Source organism: Enterococcus sp. PLH-Efm8 (assembly GCF_053011625.1).
In genome coordinates this window covers 2,764,547-2,788,204 of sequence record NZ_CP172568.1, presented here as the reverse complement: position 1 = coordinate 2,788,204, position 23,658 = coordinate 2,764,547, and the positions used below count along the sequence as shown (strand labels likewise).

General features: G+C 40.1%; 15 protein-coding genes. 8 read left to right on the top strand and 7 right to left on the bottom strand.

The window, feature by feature from the left end; all coding sequences use genetic code 11:
* Positions 1–213 precede the first annotated feature (213 nt).
* Genes ACIFUW_RS13640 through ACIFUW_RS13630 form a run of 3 tightly spaced genes read left to right on the top strand, consistent with a single transcriptional unit; the run spans position 214 to position 2,219 of the window.
* Positions 214–630, top strand: a complete 417-nt coding sequence (locus ACIFUW_RS13640) for a NusG domain II-containing protein (RefSeq protein WP_002294810.1) — start codon at positions 214–216, stop codon at positions 628–630.
* 13 nt (positions 631–643) lie between these two features.
* A complete protein-coding gene (locus ACIFUW_RS13635; protein WP_002289378.1) occupies positions 644–1,210 on the top strand; it encodes a Gx transporter family protein in 567 nt (188 codons plus the stop codon).
* Between the two features lie 22 nt (positions 1,211–1,232).
* Positions 1,233–2,219, top strand: a complete 987-nt coding sequence (locus tag ACIFUW_RS13630; protein ID WP_002289380.1) for a polyprenyl synthetase family protein — start codon at positions 1,233–1,235, stop codon at positions 2,217–2,219.
* Positions 2,220–2,373: 154 nt separating this feature from the next.
* On the opposite strand, the gene scm is transcribed toward ACIFUW_RS13630, so the two are convergent.
* On the bottom strand, positions 2,374–4,185 hold the full coding sequence (scm, locus tag ACIFUW_RS13625) for a collagen-binding MSCRAMM adhesin Scm (RefSeq protein WP_014748741.1): 1,812 nt from the start codon (positions 4,183–4,185) through the stop codon (positions 2,374–2,376).
* 286 nt (positions 4,186–4,471) lie between these two features.
* Here scm and ACIFUW_RS13620 point away from each other — a divergent pair, with 286 nt between their 5' ends.
* Entirely contained in the window at positions 4,472–4,996 is a 525-nt protein-coding gene (locus ACIFUW_RS13620) for a DinB family protein (RefSeq protein ID WP_002289384.1), read from the top strand.
* Between the two features lie 316 nt (positions 4,997–5,312).
* Here ACIFUW_RS13620 and ACIFUW_RS13615 read toward each other — a convergent pair whose 3' ends face one another.
* From ACIFUW_RS13615 to ACIFUW_RS13600, 4 genes are all read right to left on the bottom strand, one after another.
* Positions 5,313–6,281 (bottom strand): biotin--[acetyl-CoA-carboxylase] ligase, encoded by a 969-nt coding sequence (locus ACIFUW_RS13615; protein ID WP_002297289.1) that lies wholly within the window; start codon positions 6,279–6,281, stop codon positions 5,313–5,315.
* 156 nt (positions 6,282–6,437) lie between these two features.
* Complete coding sequence (locus tag ACIFUW_RS13610; RefSeq protein ID WP_002289388.1) at positions 6,438–7,244, bottom strand: ABC transporter ATP-binding protein; 807 nt, start codon at positions 7,242–7,244, stop codon at positions 6,438–6,440.
* A complete protein-coding gene (locus ACIFUW_RS13605) occupies positions 7,241–8,146 on the bottom strand; it encodes an ABC transporter permease (protein WP_048946534.1) in 906 nt (301 codons plus the stop codon). The genes ACIFUW_RS13610 and ACIFUW_RS13605 overlap by 4 nt, the downstream gene beginning before the upstream one ends.
* A 17-nt stretch (positions 8,147–8,163) precedes the next feature.
* On the bottom strand, positions 8,164–9,132 hold the full coding sequence (locus ACIFUW_RS13600; RefSeq protein WP_002289394.1) for an ABC transporter substrate-binding protein: 969 nt from the start codon (positions 9,130–9,132) through the stop codon (positions 8,164–8,166).
* 727 nt (positions 9,133–9,859) lie between these two features.
* On the opposite strand from ACIFUW_RS13600, the gene rpoB reads away from it, so the two are divergent.
* Positions 9,860–13,477, top strand: a complete 3,618-nt coding sequence (gene rpoB, locus ACIFUW_RS13595) for a DNA-directed RNA polymerase subunit beta (RefSeq protein WP_002340554.1) — start codon at positions 9,860–9,862, stop codon at positions 13,475–13,477.
* A gap of 78 nt (positions 13,478–13,555) precedes the next feature.
* Positions 13,556–17,209: a DNA-directed RNA polymerase subunit beta' gene (gene rpoC, locus ACIFUW_RS13590; RefSeq protein WP_002340553.1), complete on the top strand. Its 3,654-nt coding sequence runs from the start codon at positions 13,556–13,558 to the stop codon at positions 17,207–17,209.
* A 116-nt stretch (positions 17,210–17,325) separates the two neighbouring features.
* On the opposite strand, the gene ACIFUW_RS13585 is transcribed toward rpoC, so the two are convergent.
* Together ACIFUW_RS13585 and ACIFUW_RS13580 are read right to left on the bottom strand one after the other, a co-directional pair.
* Positions 17,326–18,621 carry an ISL3-like element ISEfa11 family transposase gene (locus tag ACIFUW_RS13585; protein ID WP_002297218.1) on the bottom strand — a complete coding sequence of 432 codons (1,296 nt, stop codon included), beginning with the start codon at positions 18,619–18,621 and terminating at the stop codon, positions 17,326–17,328.
* A 704-nt stretch (positions 18,622–19,325) separates the two neighbouring features.
* Positions 19,326–20,351, bottom strand: a complete 1,026-nt coding sequence (locus tag ACIFUW_RS13580; protein ID WP_002288139.1) for a LacI family DNA-binding transcriptional regulator — start codon at positions 20,349–20,351, stop codon at positions 19,326–19,328.
* Between the two features lie 274 nt (positions 20,352–20,625).
* Between ACIFUW_RS13580 and ACIFUW_RS13575 the strand changes: the two genes are divergently transcribed.
* Positions 20,626–22,311: an alpha-amylase family glycosyl hydrolase gene (locus ACIFUW_RS13575; RefSeq protein ID WP_002288137.1), complete on the top strand. Its 1,686-nt coding sequence runs from the start codon at positions 20,626–20,628 to the stop codon at positions 22,309–22,311.
* Between the two features lie 13 nt (positions 22,312–22,324).
* Positions 22,325–23,608 (top strand): ABC transporter substrate-binding protein, encoded by a 1,284-nt coding sequence (locus ACIFUW_RS13570; protein ID WP_002288135.1) that lies wholly within the window; start codon positions 22,325–22,327, stop codon positions 23,606–23,608.
* Positions 23,609–23,658 lie beyond the last annotated feature (50 nt).

The following is a 23,658-nucleotide window of genomic DNA, read 5'->3' as shown; positions in this document are numbered from 1 at the left end:
TCTTATTTCTTGAAGTTGCCCACTTCTGTCACAACCTCTTGTTATAAACGGTGTTCCACCTGCTGCTTCTCGGTAATAAGCCCAAAGAATTAGAAAACATGGAAAGCTGTTTTCTATTCTTCGTTCTTATTACTCAAAGCAAGACACAGGTGTCACAACCTCTTGTTTTTATGCTAAAATTGGGTGAGTTAATCTGGAAAAAGGAGAACAAAAATGAGCCTTAAAGAATTTGCTGAAAAAAGTCTGCTCAAACCTTGGGATGTTTTTATTATTTTGCTTTTGACTGTTCTTTCTTTTTTACCAGTCATGATTTTTGGTCTTCAGCAAAACACCGCAACAGCAGAAAAAGAAGCGGTACTGCGTGTGGATGGCACAGAAATCAAAACATTCCCTTTGATGGCTGGAGAAGAGAGCAACACATATACTTACAAAGATGAACACGGAGATTATAACTTGATCGAGATAGATGGCGATCGAGTACGGATAAAAGAAGCAGATTGCGATGACCAGATCTGCGTACGTCGAGGCTGGGCAACGAAAAATGGCGAAACCATCGTCTGTTTGCCACATAAATTAGTGATCGAAGTCCGTTCAACAGATGGAGGTGACGAAGACAGTCTGATTTATTAGACCTTCACACACCATGAGTAAATTACAAAAAATGATTTATATTTCGCTACTTGTTGCACAAGGAGTGATCATTGGTTTATTGGAAAATATGATCCCTTATCCTTTTTCTTTTGCGCCTGGTGCAAAACTAGGCTTAGCCAATCTAATCACGATCGTTGCCATTTTTACCATGAAAAAACGAGACAGCTTCTTACTACTTTGGCTACGACTATTCCTGACTACTTTGCTAGGCGGAACGATTTCCACATTCCTTTATAGTATGAGTGGTGCTTTGCTTAGTTATTTTGGAATGTTATTGGTCAAGCAATTAGGACCAAAACGTGTCAGTATCATCGGAATTAGTGCGGCCGGCGGTTTCATGCATAATGTCGGACAGCTTTTGATGGCTTCTTTCATTGCACAATCATGGACAGTCATGTTGTACTTGCCAGTCCTTTCAGTTTTAGGGATTTTATCAGGGATTGCAATCGGGATCGCAGCGAATTATCTTTTACGACATGTGCAGACACTTCAACGATTCCAAAAAGATTATGAGCAGGGAACCAAACAAAAATGGAGCCCAATGTTTACCAAAAAATAATCGTCACACAAGGAGTTTTTTTATGAAGCTACATCCAATGTGGGAAAACTATCCTGCTTTAAGTAAAGAATTGACAGAAACACTAAAACGGATGGAAGAAACTGTCCGCCTGAAAAACAAACCTGTCGAACAAGCAATCAAAGAAACGATCCATGCCGGCGGAAAGCTGTTGCGTCCTGCCTATCAGCTATTGTTCTCACAATTTGGACCAGAGCAAGATCGAGACAAAGCCATCGCTTTGGCAGCTTCTATCGAAATGCTCCATACGGCCACACTGATCCATGATGATATCGTTGATGAAGCGGATCTGCGACGTGGTCAGCCTAATATCCGTAGTCAGTTTGGTAATGTCGTTTCTGTCTATGCAGGAGACTATTTATTTGTCTGCTGTTTTAAACTATTGTCTGATTACTCCACTTCCTTGAAAAGTCTCCAATTGAATTCTCGCAGTATGGAAAAAGTATTGAATGGCGAATTAGGTCAGATGGATGATCGCTATAATTATGAACTTTCTGTAAAAGAATATTTGGAAAATATTTCAGGTAAGACAGCTGAACTGTTCCAATTAAGTTGTTCTGTTGGCGCTTTTGAAAGTGGAACAAGCGAGCGCTTCGCAAAAAAAGCAGGAGATATCGGACTTTCTATCGGGATGGCCTTTCAGATTATCGATGATATTTTAGATTATACAAAAGAGAGCCAGGAAATCGGCAAACCTGTACTAGAAGACATGCGTCAAGGGGTCTATTCTTTACCGTTGATCTACTCTTTGCAAAAAAACAAACCAAAGCTACTACCTTATTTAGAGAAGAAAGCGGCAATGACAGAAGAAGATGTCGACGCCGTACGCAAAATCGTTGAACATACAGGAGGCGTGGAAGAAGCTAGGAAGTTAGCGGCCTCTTACACAGAAAAGGCTTTGAAGGAAATAAAGAAATTACCTGCCACCTCTCTTCGAACAAAAGAGAATCTCTTTTCCCTTACCCAACTGATTTTGGATCGCAAAGACTGAATAGGGAAAGGTTCGATACGTAAATAAATTTCTCAGAAGGAAATCTACGTGTTTTTTGACAAATTGAATTGTAGTTCTTGTATTTATGATAAAAAGCAAAAATAAAGAGCAACGTCCGTTAGCGACGTTGCTCTTTTTTATCTTGAATATTTTTTTACCTTTTCGATTTCTTATAACTCATAAAAGTGATTCTTAAACCGATTACAAGTAATATAACGCCTGCGAGTGTTATCCAATTATTCGATTGACTTCCAGTTTTAGGAAGTGCTCTTTTTGATTTGTTTCCATTGTCATTGCTTGTTTTATTAGTTAAGTTAAAGTTCGTCCTGTTATCCGAACTTGTTTTTGAGAAGGAGACACTTGCATGACGTGTATCGCTTGTGGTAGACGACGTGTCTGTACTATCGCTTGAAGTTGATGAATCTGAGCTATCACTTGTGGTAGAGGATGTATCTGTACTGTCACTTGAAGCTGACGTGTCCGTGCTATCACTTGTAGTGGTAGATGAATCTGAGCTATCACTTGTGGTAGAGGTAGTATCTGTACTGTCACTTGAAGCTGACGTGTCCGTGCTATCACTTGTTGTGGTAGATGTATCCGTACTGTCGCTTGAAGCTGACGTGTCCGTGCTATCACTTGTGGTAGAGGTAGTATCTGTACTGTCACTTGAAGCTGATGTGTCCGTGCTATCACTTGTGGTAGAGGTAGTATCTGTACTGTCGCTTGAAGCTGACGTGTCCGTGCTGTCACTTGTGGTAGAGGTAGTATCTGTACTGTCACTTGAAGCTGATGTGTCCGTGCTATCACTTGTGGTAGAGGTAGTATCTGTACTGTCGCTTGAAGCTGATGTATCCGTGCTATCACTTGTGGTAGAGGTAGTATCTGTACTGTCGCTTGAAGTTGATGAATCTGAGCTATCACTTGTGGTAGATGTATCTGTACTGTCGCTTGTGTCTGTCGTATCTGTACCATTGTCGCTGATAAATATTTCGTTAGGATCCCAACGATTGGTAGCTGCATCTAAAATCACATTTGTTCCTATAATCGTTCCGTCTTGGTTTTGAGTAATGCGGATAGTAGCATTAGGCGCAAGGATTGTTCCTTGAAAAGGAGCACTGATTGTCAAATCAGTCATCTCATTTCCAAAATTCCAAGAGATATTCGCATCCGAAAAATCTTCTGTTTCATGATTTGAACGATCATTGTATTTGATTGGTGACTGTACGTTCAATGCAGAAGAACTGTTGATGACATTAAATACAACTACTTGATCATTTGGATTAATGATTTGAAGTGGCGTATTCATCGTTAACACTTCTGCATCGATATTTACCAATAAAAACCCGGTATCTGATAAATCAGTTAAATCGATTGTCCGATTGTTCATGTCTGGAAAATCTGCAGCAGTATATGTTTTAGCTGGAGTGATCGTTGCAAGATCATTTGCTGCTACATTCAATTTAGCAAATTCCTGCTCGAAATCAATATATTCATGCCCAGCACGATCTTTATAAAAATCATCTGGAGTTAAGTGATCAAGCCTGGATCCATTGACTGTAGGATGACCATCTTGAAGTGCTACATCCACGTTACTGCCAACGACAAATTTATTCATTCTTGTGCTACCTGTAGGTATGCCTGAAGAATTAGCGAAAGAATCAGTTTTTTGTATATAATTTATTTCTTGGTTCAATAAACCTTCATGAAGCTCTGTACCAAAATTATTTTTTGCATCAAGTTCATGTGTTGCTATATTTCCGTCTGTATGTGCATTCACAGTTGTCTTATTTTTAGCAAATACGTGGAATTGACTAGCAATTCCTAACAAGCCATAGTTACCAGTTAGATCATTATAAATATTCCCAGGGTCTTTAGGAATGTATGTTTCCGCTGAAACGGCCACACCATACGAAAAGATATTGAACAACAAAGCAACTAGGACTAGTAAACTTGCCCTTTTTTTCATTTTTCCCCTTCCTTTCCTTTCAAACATTTTCCTATTATACTCTTTTTCTCCTAGTCTTAAACTGTTCGTTTGAAAAATCATTGTTTATTTAAAGAATATTAATGAAACGTTCATATTGTTGCTTCTTGTTCAATTGATAGTTCGACACTATCTTTTTCTTTCAATCTCCAAACTATTGATGATGGTGACTGTTAAAGTGTAAAAAATAAGGGTGTGTAGTAACATATAAGTAGGTATCCTAGAATTAGGAAAAAGTAAGTAGGATAAATAAAAAGGAGGAAAATAAATGGATTATTTAGATATGCTATGCGAGAGTGTGGATCGGGCATACGATCGGTTTGAACGTTTGTTTGAAGGCGTCTCTATTGAGGAGGCCAATCGTTTTCCAGTGGAAGATAGAGCCCCGCAGATCAAATCAATGACTTGGCTGGCTTGGCATACCGCTCGAGAATTAGATTTCCAGATTGCTGATTTAGCAGGAACTTCTCCAATTTGGCATAGTCAAGACTGGGAAAGCCGGTTTCCGATGACGATAGCAGATAACGAACAAGATTGGAAGCATAGTCTGGAACAAGCAAAGCAGATCCAAGCTAATCAAATAGAAGATCTGCTAGGATACTTGCGAGGAGCTGCTGATTTTGCTATTTCTTACTTAAGAAGGCTGGAACCTTCCGAGCTAGATGAAGTAATTGACGAGAACTGGACACCACCAGTCACACGAGGAATGCGTCTCGTTTCTATTATTGATGATGCTGCTATGCACTCTGGTCAGGTGATCTATGCGAGACGTTTGTTGGGATTAAGAGATTAAGGCACTAGCTAAAAAAGAACTTACGGCAAAATAAGTCGCAAGTTCTTTTTTGTTTTTATCGTTACCCATGGTCTATCTATAAGATTGAAAAAGGAAGCGGCCTGCTATCTCTTTTGATCGTGTAAACTGATGACTCTCTTGTTTTTTGCATTGATTCATTTAAAGAAAGTGTACCATGCTTTATAGATATTTTTAGAATACCTTTTTCTAGAGGATAGAGAAACTGTCAGCTGATAGAATAAGGAGAGTCTTTTGAAGAGAATTCAGAAAAAAGGACACTGTATGAGATCAGGTGTCCTTTTGTGAAATCTGATAATTATTGCGTACGGATAGATGTGAGACTGATTTCGCCAGAAGACAAACTCATCTTCTGTTCATTTGTTTGGACGATCAGTTCGCCATGATCACCGATTTCTTTTGCAAGACCGACATAAGTCGTTCCTTTTTGATTGAACGACACGGTTTTTCCCAATACGAATGATTTTTCTTTATAGAAGTCCAACGCTTTTTCTGGGTGAGAAAGATAAGTGAACAATTCTTGCCAGATTTTGCTGATTAGCTGATTCCTTGTGACACTAGCTTGTCCGTCGGGAAAGACAGAGATGGCTTTTTCTTGGAGATCAGCTGGAAAATGATTTTGAGGAACAGAAAAATTAAGCCCGATCCCAATGATGATATGACTGATCCTGCCGCTTTCCATATCACTGACTGCTTCAGATAAAATCCCACAGACTTTTTTTCCATCCATGTAGATATCATTGACCCATTTGATCGAAGCAGAACGACCGGTTACAGATTCAATGGCTTTCACACAGGCACTGGCTGCGATGATCGTATATTGAGGCAATTCATCAAACCGTTTGTCTGGATGGAGCAAGAGACTCATGTAGATTCCTCGTCCAGGTTCAGCGAAAAAAGGCCGTCCAAAACGTCCACGAGCTTGTTCTTGTGTATCAGCAACAAATAACTTCGAAACAGAATCTCCTTGAGCTGCTGCCAGTTTGGCATCTTTCATCGTAGATTCAGAAGTCAACATCGTTTGTACTTTCAAATCAGGAATAAACGACCGTAGCTCTTGCTGGATTTCTTTTGCATCTAGTACGTCAGAGGGCAGGTAACGATACCCTGTAGGCCCGTGCTCAAAACGATAGCCTGCCTTTTCCAATTCTTTGATGGCTTTCCAAATACTTGTCCGGGAAACTTCCAGTTGCTGTGCCAACTTTTCTCCGGAAAGAAAATCTGGTGTCTTTTTCAATAATTGAAGTACCTTGTCTTTCGTTGTCATGGCATCAAGCTCCTTTCCCATCCATTCTATCAGGAAGAAGGAGAGAACAAAATAGTTTTCGAAGAAACAACGGTTGATACATAAAGCAAAAACGAAAGAAGGAAAGAGAAAAAAGAAGAGGGTGGGCGTTCATTTTTTGTCCCATCCTCTTTCTGATTATGAAGATAAAAGTACTTGATCGTCTTTTAATGCCGTGCCGCTGTTTTGTTTGAACAACGCTAATAATTGGGGCACTGTGAGCTGCTGTTTTTCCTCTTGCTGGATATCTACGACGATCCTTCCTTGATGCAGCATGATCAGTCGACTCCCATAGCGGATCGCGTCTTCCATGTCATGAGTGACCATAAAAGCAGTGAGATTCTGCTCAGTGATCAGCTTTTCTGTCAATTCCATCACCGTTTTGGAAGTAGCAGGGTCAAGCGCTGCAGTGTGTTCATCTAATAAGATCAGTTCTGGACGCTGTAATGTGGCCATCAATAACGTAATAGCTTGACGTTGTCCTCCAGACAGCAAACCGATTTCTGAGGATAAACGATTTTCCAACCCCAAATTTAGCCGAACCAGCTGGTCTTTGAAAAATGTTCGGTCTTGTGGTTTGACACCACGGAAGAAGCCGCGTTTTTTTCCTCGTTTCATAGCAAGAGCAAGATTTTCTTCTACCGTTAAACGAACGGCTGTCCCTAGTTTAGGATCTTGGAATACGCGACTGATGGATTTCGAACGTTCGACAACAGATTTTTTCGTGATATTTTTTCCATTCAATAAAATTTGACCCTGATCGACAGAAAATGTACCGGCGATGCTGTTCAGCAAAGTAGATTTACCAGCCCCATTTCCACCGATGATCGTCACGAAGTCGCCGGGATCTAAGGAAAGATTAATGCCTTTCAGGACATGATTTTCGTTGATCGTTCCTTTTTCAAAGGTATGATGGAGATTTTCCAATGTTAAGACGTCATTCATTTGACACTACCGCCTTTCTTTTTTTGAGGTAAATGGAATTTTTGCTGGATCTGCGGGAAAGAAAGACAGATCACTAGCACGAAAGCAGAAGCAAGTTTCGAATCACTTGGTTCAACATTCAGTTCGAAGACTAACGCTAAAATAAAACGATAAATGACCGCACCTAAAACGACAGTCAAGAGACGGAGAAATAGTGGCTGGTTACGTAACAAAACTTCTGCGATGATAATAGAAGCAAGTCCAATTACGATCGTTCCAATACCAGAATTTAAATCAGCAAAGCCGTTGTTTTGCGCAAGCAAGGAGCCAGAAAGAGCAATGCATCCATTAGAAATCATATAACCGATGATCTTCATATTATCTGTGTTGATCCCGTTTGCTTCGCTCATTGCCAGATTATCGCCAGTTGCACGAATAGCAAGTCCTGTTTCTGTACGTAAGAACAAAACAAGTAAACATACAACGATCAAAGCAAAAAGCAGACCGACGATCAGTACAGCGTTGTCTTTTGTTATGCCGAATGACTCGACCCAATGAAAGATCGTTGGCTGACCCAATAAAGAGATGTTCGGCGCACCCATCACACGGGATGTGACAGAATATAAACCAGTCATGGTGATGATCCCTGCAAGAAGGGCGGGAATTTTCAATTTTGTGTGAAGCAGTCCGGAAACAAGCCCTGCTGCCGCACTCCCTAAAAAGCCTAGAAGACAAGCTGTCAATGGATGATAGCCATTTGTAATACTTACTGCCGCGATCCCTGCACCTAAAGGAAAGCTTCCTTCAGCAGTCAAGTCGGCAATGTCCAAGATACGGAAAGTGACGTATACACCAATCGCAAGTAGGGCCCATAAGACCCCTTGCGATGCAGATGATAAGAAAAGAGAGAGCAAATTTGTCATGAGAATCCTCCTGTGTTTTATTCAGCTTCTTTGATGCTGTCTGGATTGATGCCTAATGCTTTGGCCATGTCTTTATTGACATACAGTTCCAAATCATTCGCTGTTTCGACAGGAAGTTCACTTGGATTCTTGCCGTCTAAGATTTTTGCTGCCATGATCCCTGTTTGTTTGCCCAAGCTTTCGTAGTCGATTCCTACTGTTGCTAGACCGCCGTCTTTGACTTGATCAACTGCGCCAGCAACGACAGGTGTTTTTGTTTCTTTTGCGACTTCACCGACAACACTTGCCGCACTTGCGAACGTGTTATCAGTAGGAATATAGATTCCATCTACATCTTTAGCTAGACTTTTCGTCACTTGTTGGACATCATTTGTGGAATTTGCTGTCAGTACTTTGACTTTGACGCCCGCTTTTTTCAATTCTTTTTCTGCCAAATCAGCTTGGATCTTAGAGTTTGCTTCACCGTTGTTATACATGATGCCGATTGTTTTGGCGTCTGGCACGATATTTAACAGTAAGCCGATTTGTTTTTCGATTGGCACCATATCTGTCGTGCCAGTCACATTGCCGCCAGGTTTTTCATTGGATGTGACTAAATGGGCTTGTTCCAAGTCTGTGACCGCTGTGACAGTCATCGGGATAGTGGTTGTTTCATTTAATAAAGATTGTGCTGCTGGAGTGGCGATTCCAAGTAGCAAATCAGGATCTTCTTTGACGAGTTTCTCACTCATACTTTTCAGGTTGTCTTGATTGTTTTGGGCATTTTGATAATCGATTGTTAGATTATCGCCTTCTTTATACCCTTCTTCTGCTAATCCTTCTTTGAATCCTTTATAGGCAGCATCTAACGAGTTATGTTGTACAAGTTGCAATACGCCAATTGTTTTTTGTCCATCTGATGCCTCTGCGGAATTGTCTTTTTGTGCGCAACCTCCTAAAGCTAGTAGCAGGGCAGCGCCTAATCCGATGATTATATTTTTTTTCATTTCTTTTTCCTCCTTAATTTTGGGAAACAAAAAATCCATTCAGACAAAATGTCCAAATGGATTGAAAAGTCGGAAAATAAATTGAAAAAGTAGAATGCTTGATACTTTTACTTTGTATTTTCACTGCTCAGCCACTTAGCATTTTGTCTACGTGGCTTTTTGCTGCAATACAAAGTTCTTTAGCCATCATAGATACAAACTGTCGTTTAACGTTTGTATCCATCATGATGAATACAAACCTATCTAAAGTAGCTAAAGTAAAAGTTATTCAGTTGTGTTGGTGCGATTTGGTTGATGTTGGTTCGCATAGAAGTTCCTCCACAAAATGAATTTTCTAAAGTATAACCGAGATAAAAAGGTCTGTCAATTAAGAATTGTCAGATAATTGAAAACATAAAATTGAAAACATTAAGAAAATGTTGCGAAAAAGCAGAAGAAACGCCAGGAAGTGTTGACTTTTATAGAAAATAAGTGTAGTATATGAAGTTGCAAAAACTATCTGATGAAGAAAAGGCAGAAACGAAATATTGTCCGTTTCGGCTTTAATATAAGGAAACAAAAGTAGAAGCTCACGAAGTAAGGTTTCAAGAGAATGTTCTATTTTTGGTTTTTTTTTGCCTAAAAGCCGCAAAAAATGTCTGTTGTTACCTAAAAATAATATTTGAAATATTATTGTAACAATTGATCGGGTAGTCTTTTTGAATGACATTTTAGAGGGGTGAAGAGCTTGGCTGGACACGTAGTAAAATACGGAAAACATCGCGAACGTAGAAGTTTCGCAAGAATCAGTGAAGTGTTGGAATTACCAAATTTGATCGAAATTCAAACAGACTCTTACCAATGGTTCTTAGATGAGGGACTTAGAGAAATGTTTGAAGACATTTTGCCAATCGATGACTTCAATGGCAATCTATCTTTGGAATTTGTAGATTATGAATTGAAAGAACCAAAGTATACAGTAGCAGAAGCTCGTGCGCATGATGCAAACTACTCTGCACCATTACATGTAACATTGCGTTTGACAAACCGCGAGACTGGCGAAATCAAAGCACAAGAAGTATTCTTCGGTGATTTCCCATTAATGACAGAACAAGGAACATTCATCATCAACGGGGCAGAGCGAGTAATCGTTTCTCAGTTAGTCCGTTCACCAGGTGTCTATTTCCATGGAAAAGTCGACAAAAACGGAAAAGAAGGATTCGGTTCTACTGTTATCCCTAACCGTGGAGCTTGGCTAGAAATGGAAACTGATGCAAAAGACATCTCTTATGTACGTATCGACCGTACACGTAAGATTCCTTTAACCGTATTAGTTCGTGCGTTAGGATTTGGTTCCGATGATACGATCTTTGAAATCTTCGGCGACAGCGAAACATTACGCAATACAGTCGAAAAAGACTTGCATAAAAACGCAAGCGACTCAAGAACAGAAGAAGGTTTGAAAGACGTTTACGAACGTTTGCGTCCAGGCGAACCAAAAACAGCAGACAGCTCACGTAACTTGCTGAATGCTCGTTTCTTCGATCCAAAACGTTACGACTTAGCAAACGTTGGTCGTTACAAAGTAAACAAAAAATTAGATTTGAAAACACGTCTATTGAATCTGACATTAGCTGAAACATTAGTTGATCCAGAAACAGGCGAGATCATCGTTGAAAAAGGAACAGTTCTGACTCACCAAGTCATGGAAACACTAGCTCCTTTCATTGATAATGGCCTAAATTCAGTGACTTACTATCCATCAGAAGACGGTGTGGTCACAGATCCAATGACTGTCCAAGTCATCAAAGTATTTTCACCAAGAGACCCTGAACGTGAAGTAAACGTGATCGGAAACGGCTATCCAGAAGCAGCTGTAAAAACGGTTCGTCCAGCCGACATCATTGCTTCAATGAGCTATTTCTTGAACTTGATGGAAGGTATCGGCAATGTCGATGATATCGACCACTTAGGAAATCGTCGTATCCGTTCAGTCGGTGAACTTTTACAAAACCAATTCCGTATCGGGCTAGCACGTATGGAACGTGTGGTTCGTGAAAGAATGTCGATCCAAGATACTGAAACATTGACACCTCAACAATTGATCAATATCCGTCCAGTTGTGGCAAGTATCAAAGAATTCTTTGGTTCTTCTCAGTTGTCACAGTTCATGGATCAAACAAACCCTCTTGGCGAATTGACACACAAACGTCGTCTTTTCGCCTTAGGACCTGGCGGATTGACTCGTGACCGCGCCGGTTATGAAGTTCGTGACGTTCACTACTCCCACTATGGCCGTATGTGTCCGATCGAAACTCCTGAAGGCCCAAACATCGGGTTGATCAATAGTTTGTCCAGTTATGCGAAAGTAAATAAATTCGGATTTATCGAAACACCTTATCGTCGTGTAGACCGTGAAACAGGTCGTGTTACTGACCAAATCGACTACTTGACAGCTGATATCGAAGACCATTACATCGTAGCCCAAGCAAACAGCCCATTGAATGAAGATGGAACATTTGCTCAAGACGTTGTTATGGCTCGTGCTCAAAGTGAAAACTTAGAAGTATCTATTGATAAAGTAGACTACATGGACGTATCACCTAAACAAGTAGTTGCCGTTGCGACAGCATGTATTCCTTTCTTGGAAAACGATGACTCCAACCGTGCCTTGATGGGTGCCAACATGCAGCGTCAAGCAGTGCCGTTGATCAATCCTCAAGCACCATGGGTTGGTACTGGTATGGAATACAAATCAGCGCATGACTCAGGAGCTGCTTTGTTATGTAAACATGATGGTGTCGTTGAATACGTTGATGCTTCTGAAATCCGCGTACGCCGCGACAACGGTGCATTAGATAAATACGATGTAACAAAATTCCGTCGTTCAAACTCCGGAACAAGCTACAACCAACGTCCAATCGTTCATTTGGGTGAGAAAGTCGAAAAAGGGGATACTCTGGCAGACGGACCATCTATGGAACAAGGCGAAATGGCTCTAGGCCAAAACGTTTTAGTTGGTTTCATGACTTGGGAAGGGTACAACTATGAAGATGCGATCATCATGAGCCGTCGTTTGGTAAAAGATGACGTATACACTTCTATCCATATTGAAGAATATGAATCAGAAGCCCGCGATACAAAATTAGGACCTGAAGAAATCACACGCGAAATCCCTAATGTCGGGGAAGACGCATTAAAAGATTTAGACGAAATGGGTATCATCCGTATTGGTGCAGAAGTCCAAGATGGCGATTTGCTTGTAGGGAAAGTCACGCCAAAAGGGGTAACAGAATTATCTGCAGAAGAACGTCTATTGCATGCGATCTTTGGCGAAAAAGCTCGTGAAGTCCGCGATACATCATTACGTGTACCACATGGCGGCGGCGGTATCGTTCACGATGTGAAAATCTTTACTCGTGAAGCTGGAGATGAATTGTCACCAGGCGTAAACATGTTAGTTCGTGTTTATATCGTTCAAAAACGTAAAATCCATGAAGGGGATAAAATGGCCGGTCGTCACGGAAATAAAGGGGTTGTATCCCGTATTATGCCGGAAGAAGATATGCCATTCCTACCTGATGGAACACCAATCGATATCATGCTGAATCCTTTAGGGGTGCCTTCACGTATGAACATCGGGCAAGTATTGGAATTACACTTGGGTATGGCTGCACGTCAGTTAGGTATCCACGTAGCAACGCCAGTATTTGATGGTGCAAGTGATGAAGACGTATGGGAAACAGTTCGTGAAGCCGGTATGGCCAGCGATGCGAAAACTGTTCTGTACGACGGACGTACAGGTGAACCATTTGATGGACGTGTGTCTGTCGGTGTGATGTACATGATCAAACTTGCTCACATGGTCGATGACAAATTGCATGCACGTTCAATCGGACCTTACTCATTGGTTACACAACAACCATTGGGAGGTAAAGCTCAATTTGGTGGACAACGTTTTGGTGAAATGGAAGTATGGGCACTGGAAGCTTACGGTGCGGCTTATACTTTACAAGAAATCTTGACATACAAATCAGATGACGTAGTCGGACGTGTGAAAACATACGAAGCAATCGTCAAGGGTGAACCAATTCCAAAACCAGGTGTACCGGAATCATTCCGCGTATTGGTGAAAGAATTGCAATCACTAGGTCTGGACATGCGTGTCTTGGATATCGAAGAAACAGAGATCGAACTTCGCGACATGGACGATGAAGACGACGATTTGATCACTGTTGATGCTTTGACAAAATTTGCCGAACAGCAAACTGCCAAAGAATTAGAAAAGAAAGCTGCTGAACAAGTGGAAGATGAAAAAGACGATGTCATCCAAAACTTTGAAACCGCAGAAGATAATTTAGACTAATCCGGTCTATGAGCTGCAAGGCGGTCGAAGATCAGCCGTCTTGCGGTTTGCCATTAAATGAAATGGAGGGAACCCCTTTTGATCGATGTAAATAAATTCGAAAGTATGCAAATAGGTTTGGCTTCTCCCGAAAAAATCAGAAGCTGGTCTTACGGTGAAGTAAAAAAACCTGAGACGATTAACTATCGTACCTTAAAACCTGAACGCGAAGGGTTGTTCTGTGAGCGGATTTTTGGTCCTACAAAAGACTGGGAATGTGCCTGCGGAAAATACAAACGTATCCGTTATAAAGGAATCGTTTGTGATCGATGCGGAGTGGAAGTTACTCGTTCGAAAGTTCGCCGTGAACGCATGGGACATATTGAATTAGCAGCTCCTGTTTCACATATCTGGTACTTTAAAGGGATTCCTTCACGTATGGGTCTTGTATTAGACATGAGCCCACGCGCTTTGGAAGAAATCATTTATTTTGCTTCATATGTAGTCATCGAACCAGGAAATACGAATTTAGAGAAAAAACAATTGTTGACAGAACGCGAATATCGCGAAAAACGTGAACAATATGGACAAGAATTCCAAGCTGCTATGGGTGCAGAAGCGATTAAACAATTACTTGATAATGTTGATCTAGATGCAGAAGCAGCCGAATTGAAAGAAGAATTGAAATCTGCACAAGGACAAAAACGTACACGTGCAATCCGCCGTTTGGATATTTTAGAAGCATTCCGCGCTTCAGGAAATCAACCAAGCTGGATGGTTATGGACGTTATCCCTGTTATTCCACCAGATTTACGCCCAATGGTTCAATTAGAAGGTGGACGTTTTGCAACAAGTGACTTGAATGATCTTTACCGTCGTGTAATCAACCGTAATAACCGTTTGAAACGTTTGTTAGACTTGAATGCACCTGGAATCATCGTTCAAAATGAAAAACGTATGCTGCAAGAAGCAGTAGATGCATTGATCGATAACGGTCGTCGCGGACGTCCAGTTACTGGACCAGGTAACCGCCCATTGAAATCTCTTTCTCATATGTTGAAAGGGAAACAAGGTCGTTTCCGTCAAAACTTGCTAGGTAAACGTGTCGACTACTCAGGTCGTTCCGTTATCGTTGTTGGACCTTTCTTGAAGATGTACCAATGTGGACTTCCAAAAGAAATGGCCATTGAATTATTCAAACCATTCGTGATGCGTGAGCTTGTTCAACGCGAACTAGCTTCAAACATCAAAAATGCGAAACGTAAAATCGAACGTCAAGAAGACGAAGTATGGGATGTTTTAGAAGACGTAATCAAGGAACACCCAGTATTGCTGAACCGGGCACCTACGCTTCACCGACTTGGTATCCAAGCATTCGAACCAGTTTTAGTACAAGGACGCGCAATCCGTTTGCATCCACTTGTATGTGAAGCTTATAATGCCGATTTCGATGGAGACCAAATGGCTGTCCACGTTCCATTGAATGAAGAAGCACAAGCAGAAGCACGTATGTTGATGTTAGCTGCTCAAAACATCTTGAACCCTAAAGATGGTAAACCAGTTGTTACTCCTTCTCAAGATATGGTTCTAGGTAACTACTACTTGACAATGGAAGAAGAAGGACGCGAAGGCGAAGGAATGGTCTTCAGAGATCAAAACGAAGCCGTTATCGCATGGCGCAACGGATATGTTCATTTACATTCACGTATCGGTGTGAACCCTAACTCATTAGGTGAAAAACCATTTACTGAATGGCAAAAAGAACGTACGATGATCACAACAGTTGGTAAGATCATCTTCAACGAGATCATGCCTCCTGAATTCCCTTATCTGAATGAACCAACAGACTTCAACTTGACCGTCCAAACACCGGACAAATACTTTGTTGAAGCTGGTACTGATATTCCTGCACATATCAAAGAGCAAGAATTAGTATTACCGTTCAAGAAGAAAAACTTAGGAAACATCATCGCAGAAGTCTTCAAACGATTCAAAGTAAAAGAAACTTCTAAGATGCTTGACCGTATGAAAGACTTAGGGTACAAACATTCGACACATGCCGGTATCACAGTAGGGATCGCTGACATCAGTGTACTGAATGAAAAACAAGAAATCATTGAAAATGCCCATAAACAAGTTGAAACTATTACAAAACAATTCCGTCGTGGTCTGATCACAGATGACGAACGTTATGAACGTGTCATTGCTGTTTGGAATGCTGCAAAAGACAGCATCCAACAAAAACTGATGGAAGGTTTGGAAGCGAAAAATCCAATCTTCATGATGTCTGATTCTGGAGCTCGTGGTAACATTTCCAACTTTACACAGCTTGCCGGAATGCGTGGTTTGATGGCCGCTCCTAATGGTCGAATCATGGAATTGCCAATCATTTCGAACTTCCGTGAAGGACTATCCGTCTTGGAAATGTTTATCTCAACTCACGGGGCTCGTAAAGGGATGACCGATACAGCCTTGAAGACTGCCGATTCAGGTTACTTGACTCGTCGTCTGGTTGACGTGGCCCAAGATGTAATCATCCGTGAAGAAGATTGCGGTACTGACCGAGGTCTTGAAATCCAAGCCATCCGCGAGGGAAATGAAATCATCGAATCATTAGAAGATCGTTTAGTGGGACGTTACACCCGTAAAGAAGTACGTCATCCTGAAACAAATGAATTGATCATTGCAGGAAACCAATTGATTTCCGAAGACATCGCAAAACAAATCGTTGATGCAGGTGTCGAAACAGTGACAATCCGTTCTGTCTTCACATGTAATACAAAACATGGTGTCTGCAAACATTGTTACGGACGCAACCTTGCAACTGGCTCTGACGTTGAAGTCGGAGAAGCAGTTGGTACGATCGCCGCTCAATCAATCGGTGAACCTGGTACTCAGTTGACGATGCGTACATTCCATACAGGTGGGGTTGCCGGAGACGATATCACTCAAGGTCTTCCTCGTGTCCAAGAAATCTTTGAAGCACGTAATCCGAAAGGGCAAGCAGTGATCACAGAAGTAACAGGGGATGTCATCGATATCTCAGAAGATCCTGCAACACGTACCAAAGAAGTAACAATCAAAGGAAAAACAGATACACGTACGTATACTGTTCCTTATACAGCACGTATGAAAGTAGCAGAAGGCGATATGATCCACCGTGGTGCACCATTGACAGAAGGATCAATCGATCCAAAACAATTGTTGCAAGTTCGCGATGTATTATCTGTTGAAAACTACTTGCTTCGTGAAGTACAACGTGTTTACCGTATGCAAGGGGTAGAAATCGGCGACAAGCATATCGAAGTAATGGTTCGTCAAATGCTGCGTAAAGTTCGTGTAATGGATCCAGGTGATACAGATATCTTACCAGGTACATTATTAGACATCGCAGACTTTAAAGATCAAAACTACAATACGCTAGTCTCAGGAGGCGTTCCTGCAACTTCTCGACCTGTCTTACTAGGTATCACAAAAGCATCATTAGAAACAAATAGTTTCTTATCTGCTGCATCATTCCAAGAAACAACTCGTGTCTTGACGGATGCTGCGATCCGCGGTAAGAAAGATCCTCTTCTTGGTTTGAAAGAAAATGTTATTATAGGTAAGATCATCCCAGCTGGTACTGGTATGCAACGTTATCGTGACATGGAACCAAAAGAAGTCGGTGTAGCAAGCGAAAATGTCTACAGTATTTCAGATATTGAAGCGCAAATGGCTGCAGAAGACGCAATGAACAATCAAACAAAATAGATATTTTAAAAAAGAGGTTGTGACAAATTATTGTGGCTCTTTGTCAATAAGGACTGATGAGTTGTGCAAAATCAAATCTGAGTCAGAATGAACCACATTCTGGCTCAGATTTTTTGTTATCTTACATTGATTAATTGATTGATCAAAAAGATTCTAATTCTCATGTTCTCAAATGATTTAAATCCGTAGGATACTCGTTTCATTGTCTTTATGTGGGTATTCTTCGCTTCTATTTTTCCATTGGAATAAGGATAGATCATTGCGTTGGTGATGCCTTCTTCATAGGTCAGAAGGTTTTGAAGCTTTTCCCGAAAGCTGTCATCTAACGTTTCGGGAAGTTCTGCCAATAAGGAGAAAAATAAGTCAGGGTCTTTGTCTCGAAAGGCTTCAACTAATTCATGAAAAAAGGGATACGCCTCCTTTAGGGGCGGAGAAAACTCAAGCAATCGATCAATCATCATTGCTTCAGTAAGAAATGGGTATTTTGGTGCTCGGAAACTTTTCCATGTTTTGTATTCATAATGGTTGATGTTTGCACGATTTTTTAGCAAAAAGCGCCAGTTCTTTTTCAGTTTTTCTGCCTGGCTTTTCTGTCCGGCTTTACGAAGTTCATTCATTTCACGGATACGCAACTCATTGAACGCTTGATTCATGTGTTTGACAATATGAAACCGATCAATCACGACTTTCGCATTTGGCAGAACACGTTTGGTGAGCTGGAAGTAGGCGGCGTTCATGTCTGTCACCAAGAATTCTACTTCTTCTGGATTGGTACAACCTAAGAAATAGCTTGTTAATCGAGGTAATTTACGCGTAGGCAAAACATCTATTAATTTTCCTGTTTCGCCATCCGCGCAAATAAAGCTCATCTTATCTTCTATGGAAGCATGCGAACGAAATTCGTCAACCATCAATACTCTGGGGAGGATCTTCTTAGATTGCTTTGGTAAATAGCTTTTAAACTCTTTCAATGTACGAATAACGGTGGTCAAAGATACCTGACAGCTTTTCGCAATAAAAGATAAAGATACTTTTTCAGTCAGTAAAGAAGCAATTTTATATCTAACATGATTTGCGATTGAATGTCTGGGTTGGACAAAATAACTTTGAGCCGTCCAATGGGTGCGACAGTTTTTACAGGTATAGCGTTGCTTTTTTAGGCGCATAACCAAAGGCATATGATTGTATTGTTCAAAACGGACAATCGTTTCCTTTTTTCCATTTTTCACTATAATTGCTTTCCCGTTTCCATCTACCACAGTAGAACCACAACTTCTACAAGCACGAGGAGTAGGCGAGAGAACAGCATCGACGACCAACGTCTTTTTCTTCTGAAGGGTCTCGTAAGAGACCTCTGTAATCATCAAATCTTTCTCTGTTATTCTCAGCATTTTTTTGATAGAATCATTCATATAGCGTATCGTCCTCTCAGTTGTTTATTTTGTGGTGATTTAATCATACTAGAGAACGATATGTTTTTTAATACCTAAAATGAAAATGGGGCTGAAGAATCAATTCTGATTCATCAGTCCCATAAATTATAGAGCCATTATTGTCACAACCTCTTTTTTGGTTTGTCTAAAATAATTTGTCTAACTAGAAGAAAAGTGGGAAAGGATCTTAACAACATCGGTTCGTATCCAATTAAGGTATCGGAACGATCATCTTCCAAGAGAAGTCAATCAACAAAAGTAAAGATAGATCATTTTTTGAATGCAAAATAAATTGATGGGAAGATAGAGCGGTTATTTTTAATATTTTGCTAGCTATTATTGAATAATTCCTCGAATAAAACAAAACCAGTAGACATGTCTGTTATTCTATTTATGTTTTAGAGATAAGTATCCCCAAATAACATGGATTGAAATAAGGGTAAATGTGTTTAAAAAAACGAACTATAAAAACTTATACACAACGTGGTTAAAAATAGTTTTTTCTTCCCTGTGGAAAAAATAGTTTAACACAAACATTATAGTTATCCACAGCTATCTAAAACAGATGGAAAATAAGAAAAATTCGCTAAAATACCGGGAGGGGGTAACGAGGGATGAGTGATTGAAAAAAGAACAGAGTAACTGACTTATCCTCAGTGTTTCTGTTCTTTTATAATTCTGTTCTACATTTCTTGTTGTTGGATCGAATCTGTGAGAGTAATCTCGGTTGAAAGAATGATTCTTTTTTCTTCAGGGTATTGGTGGTGGATTAGTTGGAATAAAAGTTCTGTGGCTTTGATTCCTAACTGATTTGTCGGAATGTCTATCCGAGTCAACTGTGGCGAAAATAGGGAGGACAATAAGGGATCACTGAATCCTGCGATCGAAAGATCATCAGGTATCTGCTTTCCAGATTGTTCTGCCACTTTGTAAATACTCAATGATTTTAATGCATCGGTAGAAAAAATCGCAGTTGGTCTTTCTCGTAGCTTCATTAAATCATTCATTGCTGCCATGCTATCTTCTAAGCGAAAGCCGCCGTCTATAATCCATTCATTACGGATATCTAGGTGGTGATCAAATAAGCATTGACGGTAACCATTGAGACGATCATTGGATACATAAACTTCTGTCGGAGCATGGAGACAGCCGATATGACGGTGTCCATTCTTGATCAGTGTTTCCACCAAATCGTAACTATCCTGGAAATTATCCGTGTCCACTGAGTAGATGTTCGTGTAGTCGTTTCCGACTTTTCCGATTACCACAATAGGAATATTGTATTGATCCAATTCAAAAAGAAGTGTTTCATCCATCGTAGAGCTTAAAATAATAATTCCTCGGATCATTTTTTCTTGGATCTTTTTCGCGCATTTTTCTAGCTCTTCTTCTGGTGTTTTTGCCGTTTGTAGAATCAAGTCGAAGTTATTTTGTTCAGAAACGGCAGAAATGGATTGAATAACATCTGAAAAAAAAGGATTGCCATAGGTCGTATGAGAAGTACGATGAGATAATGCTAGAATCGCGTCAAAACCATTTCCTGACAGTCCTCTTGCAATTTTGCTCGGTTCATAATTCAATTCTTTGATTGCTTGAAGTACACTTGCTTTTGCTTTATCAGAGATATTTGGCTGGTTATTTAATACTCTGGAGACAGTTGATTTTGAGACATTAGCTTTTTTCGCAATGTCATAAATAGTAGGTTTCAATTTTATATGCACCTCCTTTTTGGGAGCGTTTTAGAATAATTCCATAGTACAATAGACATTCTTTTTTGTCTATGATTTTGAAAATTTAGGAATAGCTTGCATGATCATGAGAGACCATATTTTTTTAAGAAGCTATTAATTATTGATACATAAGCTTTCTTATTTGTATTTTTGTGTATATCAAAATTATTTAAAAAAATGCTATTGACAGTAAGCGTTTTCCATAATATGATCAAATCGTTGGGAACGCTCCCAAAAAAGAAAGGGGAATCCGATGTATACAAAACTTTTACAAGCGATTTATCGCGACTCAGATTTGTCTGAGAAAACCGCCTCTATGATTGAACAAAAAGTCAGTGTTTATCAGCAGAAGAAAGGCCAGGCAGGCAAACTGCATTGGGACGAAGAAGATATTTTCTTGATTACTTATGGGGATCAATTTTTTGAAGAGCAGCAACCAACTTTGCGTACATTTAAGAAATTTTATCAAAAGTATTTGGCAGATACATTTAGAGTTGTACATTTCTTGCCATTTTTCCCATATACATCTGATGATGGTTTCTCCGTTGTAAATTATCAGGCAATCAACGACCGTTTGGGCACATGGGAAGATATAGAAGAAATGAGAAGCGAAACACGGTTAATGTTCGACTTTGTCTGCAATCATATGTCTGCCGAAAGTACTTGGTTTCAGGAATATTTAAACTTGAATGATACGTACAAAGATTTTTTTATTGATTTGCCACTGGATACAGATACAAGCAGCGTGACTAGACCAAGGACCAGCCCGTTACTTACAACGTTCATTGACAAAAACGGGAAAGAAAAACACGTATGGACGACTTTTAGCGAAGATCAAGTAGACTTGAATTTTAAAAATCCAGAAGTTTTATTGAAAATGATCGATATTCTTTTGTTTTACTTAGAAAAAGGCGCTTCATTTATTCGCTTGGACGCTGTGGGATTTTTATGGAAAGAACTAGGAACTTCTTGTATACACCTGCCAGAAACGCATAAAATCATCCAATTATTCCGTGCAATCGCTGATGAAGCAGCTCCAGGAACGGTATTGATCACTGAGACAAATGTGCCACACAAAGATAATATCAGTTATTTTGGGAATGGCGAGAATGAAGCACAGATGGTCTATCAGTTTTCGCTACCACCTTTGACCCTTCAAGCGATTCGTTCGGGTAATACAAGTAAGTTGAAAGAATGGTTAAAAACCATCGATTTCGCATCGAAAAAAACAACTTTTTTTAATTTTTTAGCCTCCCATGACGGTATCGGATTGAATCCGGTACGAGGTATTCTGCCGGAAAAAACGATCCTTGAATTAGTGGAACAGCTGAAGAAAGAGGGTGCCCGAGTAAACTACAAGAAAAACCCAGATGGAACGACCAGTCCATATGAGATAAACGCTACGTATCTAGATGCGTTAAGTTCTCCAACAGATACGACGGAATGGAGAAGCAAACGCTTTTTAGCTGCTCATTCATTTTTGGTAACGTTACCAGGCGTGCCGGCAATTTATATTCAAAGTGTGCTGGGAAGTCGAAATGATTACAAAGGCGTAGAAAAAACAGGAGAGAATCGAAAAATCAATCGGCAAAAATTTTTGTTAGCAGATATTGAGAAAGAGTTGCAGACAGATCCATTAAGAACAGCAGTATATGGTGAATTGACCCAGATGCTATCTATTCGAAAAAAAGAAAAAGCCTTCCATCCGAATAGTTTGATTTACTTACTGGACTCAGCAGATTCTTTTATCAGTTTTATTCGCGAAGCGAAGGAAGAGAAAGTCTTAGTTATCCATAATTTTTCCAATCAATCAGCAGGTTATCTTTTACCAAAAGGAGATTACCTAGACCTGTTTTCTGGACAAATTATCCATTGCAGTCAAGAACGAAAGTTGATATTCCAGCCGTATGAATATATGTGGCTGAAAATAATAAAATAAGAGGTGGAAAAAAATGAAAAAAATTATTGTTACTACCTGTCTGCTAGCTACTGGATTTCTTCTTACTGCTTGTGGTGAAAGTCAAAGCTCTAACGAATCACAACAGACAACGATTCAATTCATGCACTCTTCTGTCGAACAGGAACGATTAAGTGTGATCAATGAACTGGTTGCTGATTTTGAAAAAGAAAATCCAGACATCAAAATCAAGCAAGTGCCGGTAGAAGAATCAGCGTTCAATACAAAAATCGTTACGTTAGCTCGTTCCGGTAAATTACCAGAAGTAATGGAAGTCAGTCAGGATTTTGCTAAAGTGATGGATAAAGATGAACTGATTGATCAGACGGCAGTCCAAAACGTTATCGAGGAAGCTGGAGAAGATAATTATTATGACGGAGCCAAAAACCTTGTTCGTTCAGAAGATGGAAAAAGCTATATTGCTGCACCAATTAGCGGCTGGGTTCAAGGTATTTGGTATGACAAAGAAAAATTATCAGAAGCTGGTTTTTCAGAACCAGAAAATTGGGATGATATTTTAAAAATTGCTCAACATTTCACAGATAAAGAGAATAAACAATATGGAATTGCTATGCCTACTGCTGAAGGAACAATGAGTGAGCAAGCGTTCTCTCAATTTGCTTTGTCAAATGGAGCAAATGTTTTGGATGATGAAGGCGAGGTAACGATCGATACGGAAAAGATGAGAGAAGCATTGTCGTTTTATCAAAACTTATCCCAATACACGATGCCAGGCTCTAATGATGTGACAGAAATCAAAGATGCTTTCATGAATGGAACAGCACCAATGGCAATCTATTCAACTTACATTTTGCCTTCTGTTTATGAAGCGGGGAACTCAGAAAATATCGGTTTTGCTATCCCAACACAAAAAGATCAAGCTGTCTATGGCACAGTATCTGGATTGACGATTTCTTCTGGTCTAGACGAGAAACAAAAAGAGGCTGCTGAAGCATTCACAGCTTTCTTATCTCAACCGAAAAACATGGAAAAGTGGGTCTTGATGTCTCCTGGTGGTGCTCAACCAGTGAATAAACAAGTAGTCGAACTGGATGGTTACAAAGAAAATGAAGTCATCAAGTCTTTTGGCGAGCTGCCATCTGAGATTGCTAGTGCTTTTGATGAAGTACAAGTCTTTGGACTAGTCGGGGAAAAGAATTTCACGAAAATGGGAGATATCACAAGCTCAGGTGTGATCGGAAAAGCAGTGAACCAAGTAACTGTCGGAAACGAAGATGTCGATCAAGCTTTAGCTGACGCACAAAAAAATACGAAATAACAAGAAGTTCTGCCAATGGTGTTCGAAAAAAGTAGATAGCTATTGGCAGA